Origin of the sequence: Streptomyces sp. NPDC002032 (assembly GCF_042890765.1) — a bacterium.
Classification (GTDB): Bacteria; Actinomycetota; Actinomycetes; order Streptomycetales; family Streptomycetaceae; genus Streptomyces.
In genome coordinates, this window is sequence record NZ_JBIASM010000037.1 from 1 (window position 1) to 7,938 (window position 7,938).

At 69.2% G+C, this 7,938-nt stretch carries 6 protein-coding genes and 2 pseudogenes; 5 read left to right on the plus strand and 3 right to left on the minus strand.

All coding sequences use genetic code 11. The features are described from left to right. Positions 1-145: 145 nt before the first annotated feature. Positions 146-769, minus strand: coding sequence for a hypothetical protein (locus ACFYYT_RS36385; RefSeq protein ID WP_351831246.1), 624 nt, complete (start codon positions 767-769; stop codon positions 146-148). A gap of 88 nt (positions 770-857) precedes the next feature. Here ACFYYT_RS36385 and ACFYYT_RS36390 point away from each other — a divergent pair. The 5 genes and pseudogenes from ACFYYT_RS36390 to ACFYYT_RS36410 form a co-directional block, all read left to right on the plus strand. Beyond that, a pseudogene (locus tag ACFYYT_RS36390) lies at positions 858-1,326 on the plus strand (transposase); the annotation flags it as partial. A gap of 139 nt (positions 1,327-1,465) precedes the next feature. Then, on the plus strand, positions 1,466-1,873 hold the full coding sequence (locus tag ACFYYT_RS36395; protein ID WP_351831245.1) for a YciI family protein: 408 nt from the start codon (positions 1,466-1,468) through the stop codon (positions 1,871-1,873). Positions 1,874-1,880: 7 nt separating this feature from the next. Further along, the gene (locus ACFYYT_RS36400; protein ID WP_351831243.1) at positions 1,881-3,026 is read left to right on the plus strand and encodes a DUF6596 domain-containing protein; all 1,146 of its coding nucleotides are present in this window, start codon (positions 1,881-1,883) and stop codon (positions 3,024-3,026) included. A gap of 506 nt (positions 3,027-3,532) precedes the next feature. Beyond that, positions 3,533-3,950 (plus strand): annotated as a pseudogene (locus ACFYYT_RS36405) (transposase family protein); the annotation flags it as partial. An 89-nt stretch (positions 3,951-4,039) separates the two neighbouring features. Further along, positions 4,040-4,654 carry a hypothetical protein gene (locus ACFYYT_RS36410; protein ID WP_351831242.1) on the plus strand — a complete coding sequence of 205 codons (615 nt, stop codon included), beginning with the start codon at positions 4,040-4,042 and terminating at the stop codon, positions 4,652-4,654. 605 nt (positions 4,655-5,259) lie between these two features. On the opposite strand, the gene ACFYYT_RS36415 is transcribed toward ACFYYT_RS36410, so the two are convergent. Next, positions 5,260-6,366 (minus strand): hypothetical protein, encoded by a 1,107-nt coding sequence (locus ACFYYT_RS36415; protein ID WP_351831241.1) that lies wholly within the window; start codon positions 6,364-6,366, stop codon positions 5,260-5,262. 910 nt (positions 6,367-7,276) lie between these two features. Then, positions 7,277-7,552, minus strand: a complete 276-nt coding sequence (locus tag ACFYYT_RS36420) for a PASTA domain-containing protein (RefSeq protein ID WP_351831238.1) — start codon at positions 7,550-7,552, stop codon at positions 7,277-7,279. Positions 7,553-7,938 lie beyond the last annotated feature (386 nt).

Here is a 7,938-nt window from a genome sequence, read left to right on the forward strand (position 1 = left end):
GGGACCCTGTGGGAGAGTAGGACGCCGCCGAACAATCATTGTGGGAAAGCCCCGCACCAGGTAACTGGTGCGGGGCTTTTCTGCGTTTACGGGCCATTCAGATTCCCCGACCCAGGACGTCCACCTCGCGCACGACATGTGGAACTCATATGTCACGTTCTGGGCCGTACACCTCACGAGTCCGCTCGTCCGGTCCCGTTGGGAGGTATTCCAGCAGGACGGGGCCGGGGTAGAGGGCCGAGCTGCCCCAGCCGGCCATCTCTTCGCCGGTGAGGTAGCGGTACAGCCACTCGGCGAAATTCATAGGATGGCCGACCCAGTCGCCTTCCGAGCCCTGCACCACGATTCCGTCGGGGTGGCCGTGGACCTCTGGAGCCAGGAAGATGGCGGCTCCCTGGTCCGTGCTGGCAAGAGGGATGAGGCCGTCGGGGGAACCGAAGGTGATCTGCGGGCGGTTGCAGATCACTCGGGGATCAGTATCGGGTTCCAGGTCGTCGGACTCCCATGACCGCCACTCGGACCATACTTCCGCCTCCGACCGGATCTCCTCGCCCAGGTTCCGCCATGCACAGGCCGGGTGGGACGAGAGGGAGAGGTGCCCGTTGAGCTGGACTGGGGCGTACGCATCGACGATCGCCTTGTAGTCGGCGGGAAGCCTTCTGTCGATCTCATGCTCCAGGTGCAGCCAGGCAGCAGGATCGTTACAACGGTTCTCCGCTGGGCCGAGCATGGCGAAGACGGCCTGCAGATAGTCGGTCATGGTGGTCATGCCCCTCGAGGATGCTTGCCGGGAACGGCTCGTGCCAGCATCGAGCACCCCTCCTGCCGACGGTTGGCGGGGTCCTCGTTGTCTTGGCATGGAAATGGTGCGGCAGCTGGTGCCGGATAGCTTGTGGGAGCTCTTCCTTCGCCTGATGCCCGAAGCGGCGGTGCGTCCACGAGGCGGCGGATGTCGCAGGGCTGCCGACCGCGGAGTCCTGGCCGCGATCCTTTTCGTTGCCATGACCGGATGCACTTGGCGGCAGCTCCCACCCATGTTCGGTGCGTCCTGGCAGACCGCCCGTCGCCGGTTCACGCACTGGACCGAAGCCCGGGTTTGGGCCAAGCTCCACCGCGTGGTCCTCGACGAACTGGGCGGCACCGGGGAACCGGGCCGGCCGTGGTGTGCGATCGACTCAGTGAGTCTGCGGGCGATAAAGGGGAGCCGCCGACGGGACCGAATCCAAGGGCTACGACCACGACCACCTGCGCCGATGGCTCCCCAAACGCGGCATCCGCCATCCCATCGGCCGCCGTAGCATCGAATCCTCCAGCCGGGGAGGACGCGCGTCGACTGGTACGTCGACGGCCCTCGAGGGAAGGAAGCCGGAAGAACTTCCGACGGGGATGTCGAGAACCCGGGACCGGCTCCGTCCCCGTAGTGAGCGCGGCCGGAACGGGCCGCACGGCACCGAGGAGACACGCGATGGCCAAGTACCTGCTTCTCAAGCACTACCGGGGCGCCCCGGCCGCGGTGAACGACGTACCGATGGACCAGTGGACCCCGCAGGAGATCTCGGACCACGTTCAGTACATGCAGGATTTCGCGGACCGCCTCGAGAAGACCGGCGAGTTCGTCGACGGCCAGGCGCTCGCGCCCCAGGGGACGTTCGTCCGCTACGACGGAGAGGGACGGCCGCCGGTGACCGACGGGCCCTTCGCCGAGACGAAGGACCTCATCGCCGGCTGGATGGTGATCGACGTGGACAGCTACGACCGCGCCGTCGAGCTGGCCGGCGAGCTCTCGGCCGCTCCCGGAGCCGGCGGCAAGCCGATCCACGAGTGGCTGGAGCTGCGTCCTTTCCTGTCCACGCCGCCCACCATCACGGAGTGAGCCCGAGGTGAATGAGGCCCTGCTCCGTACCCTCACCCCGGGCGTGCTCGGGATCCTCGTCCGCCGCGGAGCCGACTTCGCGGCGGCCGAGGACGCCGTGCAGGACGCGCTGCTCGAAGCGGTCCGCGTCTGGCCGGCCGATCCGCCGCGGGACCCGAAGGGCTGGCTCGTCACCGTGGCCTGGCGCCGGTTCCTCGACGCGACCCGGGCGGACGCGGCCCGCCGTCGCCGTGAGGACCGTACGGAGGAGGAGCCGGCGCCCGGGCCCGCCCCCACGGTGGACGACACGCTCCAGCTCTACTTCCTGTGCGCCCACCCGTCGTTGACGCCGGCGTCCGCGGTCGCCCTCACGCTCCGCGCCGTCGGCGGGCTCACCACCCGCCAGATCGCCGGGGCCTACCTGGTGCCCGAGGCGACGATGGCGCAACGCATCAGCCGGGCCAAGCGCACCGTCTCAGGAGTGCGGTTCGACCAGCCGGGCGACGTCGCCACCGTCCTGCGCGTCCTCTACCTGGTCTTCAACGAGGGGTACTCCGGTGACGTCGACCTCGCCGCCGAGGCCATCCGCCTCACCCGGCAGCTCGCGGCCGCCATCGACCACCCCGAGGTCGCGGGGCTGCTCGCCCTCATGCTGCTCCACCACGCCCGGCGCGCAGCGCGGACCGCGCCCGACGGCAGTCTGGTGTCCCTCGCCGAGCAGGACCGCGGCCGGTGGGATACGGAGGCCATCGCCGAGGGCGTACGGATCCTGCAAGCGGCCCTCGCCCGCGACCGCCTGGGCGAGTTCCAGGCGCAGGCCGCCATCGCCGCACTACACGCCGACGCGCCGACCGCGCGGGAGACCGACTGGGTCCAGATCGTGGGGTGGTACGACGAACTCGCGCGCCTGACCGACAGCCCGGTGGTCCGGCTCAACCGGGCGGTGGCCGTCGGTGAGGCCGACGGGCCGCGCGCGGGCCTGGCCGCGCTCGCGGCGGTGGAGGCCTCGCTGCCCCGCCACACGGCGGTGGCGGCGTACCTCCACGATCGGGACGGCGACCTGGAGACGGCGGCCCGCCTGTACGCGGAGGCGGCCCTGAAGGCGCCCAACCTCGCGGAGCGCGACCACCTGACCCGCCAGGCCGCCCGCCTCAACGCGTCCCGGCCCCGCTGAGTCCCCGTCCCCGTAGCGTTTTTCGCGGTCCTGCAAGAGCACCGCTGGCCTATGGGCCCGGCACGACTATGTCCTGAGGGGGGTGTCACCGGCCCGAGGGGTGCGCGCCAGCGAAACTCCGGGTGGGGGTGTGGGTGGCCCTGGCTGCGAGGTCCTGGTCGAAGCCGACGAGAACGGTCAGCTCGGCGGTGATCCCGTCGGTTAGTCCGGGGTGTGCGGGGTGTGCGGCAGGGCCACCGCAGCTGGCGTCGGGGGTAGTCGGGGTGGTCGGCGCAAGAAAACCGAGGTCGAGCAGGCCATCGCATGGCCACCTCGCCGTCGTACTGGCAGTCATCGCGGTTGTCTCACGGCAGTTCGGGGTCGCCCGTGGCGGGACCGAGCACATGGCGGGCGAGCACGCGTCGCTTGGCTTCGATCTACCGCAGGATGCGAGCCGGGTCGTGCAGTGCACCGTGCAGGGCGATCGTGGGGTGAACGCCGGAGATTCTCCCTAGCCGAAATCGACCGTGTGTCCGTCGGCGGTCCACTCCCCGCAGCCGTGGCCAGCCCCGTTCACCGGGCTGAGCCCTCGCGCCTTCGGCAAGCCGGTGACGCTGCTGCGGCGCGAGGGTGCGGATCTGGTCCGCAGGGGCCGGCCGTGGAGCCTTCCGCCGGAGGACCGGGCACTGCTGGTCGCGGCGTACTGCCGCACGAACCCGACCGTGGGGCGTCTCGCCCCGCTGCCCGGGGTTATCCAAGTCGGCGGCGGACCGCACCATCAGCCACCTCGGGCCAAGGCTCGCGCTCCAGCCCCGCAAGCGGTTCGCCGGGCACCAGGCTCCTCATCCCGCACCGTCGAGACCGCGTCCAGACAAGTCCCACAAGCAGGTCCGCGCCCGTGTCGCGTTCGTCTTCGCCCGCATGCAGAACTGGAAGATCCTCCGGCACGGGGCCACTCACGATGTTCTGGCCTTTCTCTGAACTACGGGTGGATGAGCGTCGGCATGCTCCTGCATACGGTTGACAATGAGCGCATGGACGTCCCTGAGCTGCTCGAATCAGCCTCCCTGCTGGTCCCGGAAGCGACCGCGACCGAGAACGACATCACGGTGCGAGACATCTGGGACTACCTCGCCCATGACGAGTGGGAGATCGCCCTGAGCCTGCTGGAGGAACTCGGGGACGGGCACTCGATCCCTCTGGCGTTCTGGGAGAAGCTCGCCGAGGCGGCTGAGCAGCTCCGGCTGGAGCGGAGCGCGGCCTGGTGCCATTGGCGGTGCTCCGAGATCCGCAATGGCGTGATCCGAGCAGATCTGAAGCTCCGTCCTGCTGGCGAGGGCCGACGCACGGCACCAATCTCCGGCACCGGGGTTCTGCGACCTATGTGGGACATCGGACACCTCTCGCCCACCGGTGAACGTGCGGTCAGCATCGCCGCGCTCTGGGTTGAGGGCATGCCCATGCTGGAGCCCGGCGGGCAGGGCATAGTTCGCCTCGTGCCTCTCACCCCCTCTCATTGGACGCACCTCCAACCCGGTCAGCAGATCACCATGCACGAGGACCGGACCGTGGCCGGGGCCGCAGTCGTTCTGGAGGTTCATCGCCCCGCAGCCGCACCCGGAGGCGAGCGCAGCCCGGCTGGGCTTTGAAGTCCTCCATCGGATTGTGGTGGGCGTTGGCTCGCCCGAGGCGGCGCGAACGGTCCAGCGGGAACGGGTTGATCAGCAGCGCGCCGGAGTTGCTCGCGAGGTGGAAGTCGTAGAACGTCCACAGCACCGTCTCGCAGTGGGCCCGGGTACTCACGGCGTACTTCGTCCCGATGGTGGGTTTCCCGGTCACCGGGTTCGGAGATCCCGGGACGGGGATTGCCGGTTCGGCCTTCGGGGTGAGCAGGCCTTCGCCCGCGGGTGCGTCACGACGCCGCCAGTGCACGCGCACCGGCTCGTCGGCCAGCTGCATCCAGAGCATGAAATCCCGTGCGTCTTCCCGGACGGCCCGATCCCACTCGATGTCGAGCGCCCACAGGAACCGCCACCACCGCAGCAGGTGCCCTACGACCGCAGCGTGGTTGCCGAGGTATCCGCCGCGAGCAGGTCCTTGAAGTACACGGCGACTGGCTCGACCCGCAGACCCTGATGGCTTTGTTCATGAGAACGGACAGCAGATGTTCACCACTGCGGGAGGCACCGCTTCCAGGTGCTGTCCGATTACAAAGCAGGTCGGAGACCGGCTACCGGGACCTTTGGTCGGTCCTCTAGAAGATGCCGGCGCGCATGTACCGGCTTAGGTTCCCGGAGATCTCGCGCAACCACGGACTGCGGACGGCCGGCAGCCGGACCAGGGTGTCCTGGAACACGCCCGGATCGGCCCGGAACAAGTACCGGGGGCGCGGTGCGGGCGGGTCGTCGCGGAGGACGCCGTCGGGCATGCCTCCCGACGCGGGAACGGGCAGGTGCGGCCTGGGGAAGGCCAGCCACAGCCACACCCCGAACGGCAAAGGCACCGGGTAGGCCGTGGTGGCCGAGCCGGTCGGAGTCCACGTCTCGCCGGTCTGCGGATGGCTCGGCACGAGGACGATGTCAGCGTCCGCGTCGGGGGTGGGCTGTCCTGGTCCGGCCAGGACAGCCCGCTGTGCCGGTAGCCCCGTGGGCAGCAGGACGTCGAGGGCGCGTTGGAACACTTCCTTGCTCAGACCATCCGGGACGGTCACCGGCCTGCCCTCCGAGGCTGCCAGGAGGTGAGCGAGTGCCCGGCCGACCGCGGCCTCCCACTGCGGGCTCCACGACCAGAAGTGGTTTGGCCTCAGCCGCGACCTCCAGGTGGCGATCGGTTCAAACGGAGGCGTGCGCTTCTCCTCTTCCAGCAGCGCTGCCCAGGAGAGCGGTACGGGGGTGGCAGCGTTGACGGGGAGGCTGCGCACGGCGTTCGGGGCGAGCCATACCGCCTGCCAGAGGGAGCAGTCGTCGATCCTGCTTGCCACGGGCAAGCCGCAGGCCTCACAAGCCATGTTGGGGCCGTCTGCTCCGTCGAGGCCACAGCAGTAGCCGCCGGCCCGCTCCGGGATCAGACGGGTGCCGCGGGCGTCGCCGGGTGCGATGGCGATCGATCCGGGGGCGCCGTCGGAGAGGGCGTGGACCGGCGCGTAGATGCTGCGGGCCACCACCTCGTCTGGATGGATCGCCTCCCATCTCCGCCACGGCGGCCCCCAGGGCTCAGGCTCCACGGCGAACGTGCCCGACTCCATGAGCACCGGGAGCTGGAGGCCGTTCCCGAACTTCTGATGGGCGTGGGCCGGCAGGGCGACCTGGGACAGCGTGCTGGTCAGCTCTGCGCCGCATCCCACACAAGCAAAAACGAACAAATGCCCTCCGCTAGAGAAACAGAGTGCATCTTCGCAGCTCCGCGGCAGACCGGCCAACGTGTTTGCCGTTCGAATCCACGGCGGGCTCTGACGCCTCCCGCAGTCGTGAACATCTGCTGTCCGTTCTCATGAACAAAGCCACCCTGAGGATCGACCAACCGGTACGGCTCCCAGACGTCTCCCGTCGCCAGCAGCCGGCCGGATTCGGGCAGGGCGAAGCTCGCTTCGGAGTCGACCGCTCCAGCATCAGCCGGGCCATCGGCGAGATACGGGCCCTTGCTCTCCGAGCGGGGATGCAGGGTCCGTCCCGGCGTTCGGCTGCGAACGCTGGACGGAGTCATCGAGCACCTCGGCGCCAGGGGGCAGATCGGCACCATTGACGCACCGAGATCCGGGTCCGCCGGCCAGCCGCCGGACGCAGGGACCGGGACACGTTCATCTCCGGGAAGAACAGGCAGAACGCCGTCAAGACCATGGTCCTCACCGACCGAGTGGGCGGCTGCTGTTCTGCCCCCCGGCCAGGCCAGGCAGCTGCGCGGACATTACCCAGGCCCACCAGTTGGGCCTGATCAAGCTCCTGGCGGACGGGCCAGCGGTGGAGCTCCTCGCGGACGCCGGCTACCAGGGCCTCGGCGCCCAGACCGGTGGACGCGTGATGACGCCACCGCAACGCACGTTCAAGAAGAACGCCCCGGGCTGGTACGAGGAAATCCACACGACAGCGCAAGGCACATTCCCCACGACGGATCCACGTCGAGCACGGGGGCGCGTCGTGCACCGCGGTCGTAGTCAGTCAGCTGGGTGCCCAAAGCCGCCGTCACGCTTGACGGAGGACGTAGAGCCACCCGCCGATGGCTGGGCCGCCGGCGCGGGGCGGGTTGGGTAGGTGCCAGGGCGGGCGTTGCCGGGTTCAGGGAGCGGGCGGAGTGCCGTCGGGGACCTGGAATTCCCTGAACTCGATCACCAGGGAGCCCAGGCGGCGCATCCGGGATCCGGGGGCGGGGGACTGGGCGGTGACCACCCAGACCCCGGGCCATGTCAGCGCCCCCACCGGAGGCCCGTCCGGATCCGAGGGGGCGATGACCACGCCCGCCTCCCACGCGACCTTCCGCGCCTCGGTGACGATCAGCCCGACCACGTCGGGCACCGTTACCTCGTCGGCGGTGCTCGGTCCCAACCAGCTCATGTGACCTCCCTGCGTGCAGCGTCCCGCCGATCTCCGATGGAGGAAAGACTTCCGGCGTCGCGTGCGGCGAGGGGGCTCGGCACACCGCCGCGAGCCCCCAACACCCATGGCCGCCCTCGTTTTGACACCCCCCAGGCACGGTTGTAGAGTCAAACGGTTGCCTCGAACCGGACAGGTTCGGCGACCACCCACCCTGCACGAATGAAGATTCGACGCGGGGTGCATTCGACTCCTCATTCGAGAACGTTGAAGCCGGGGAAAACCGGTGGAAAACTTCTGATAGAGTCGGACTCGCCGGAAAGGGAAAGCGCGAAAGCGCAGAACCTCGAAAGCACCGAGGAAATCGGACACGAAAGAGTCTGATAGAGTCGGAAACGCAAGAACAG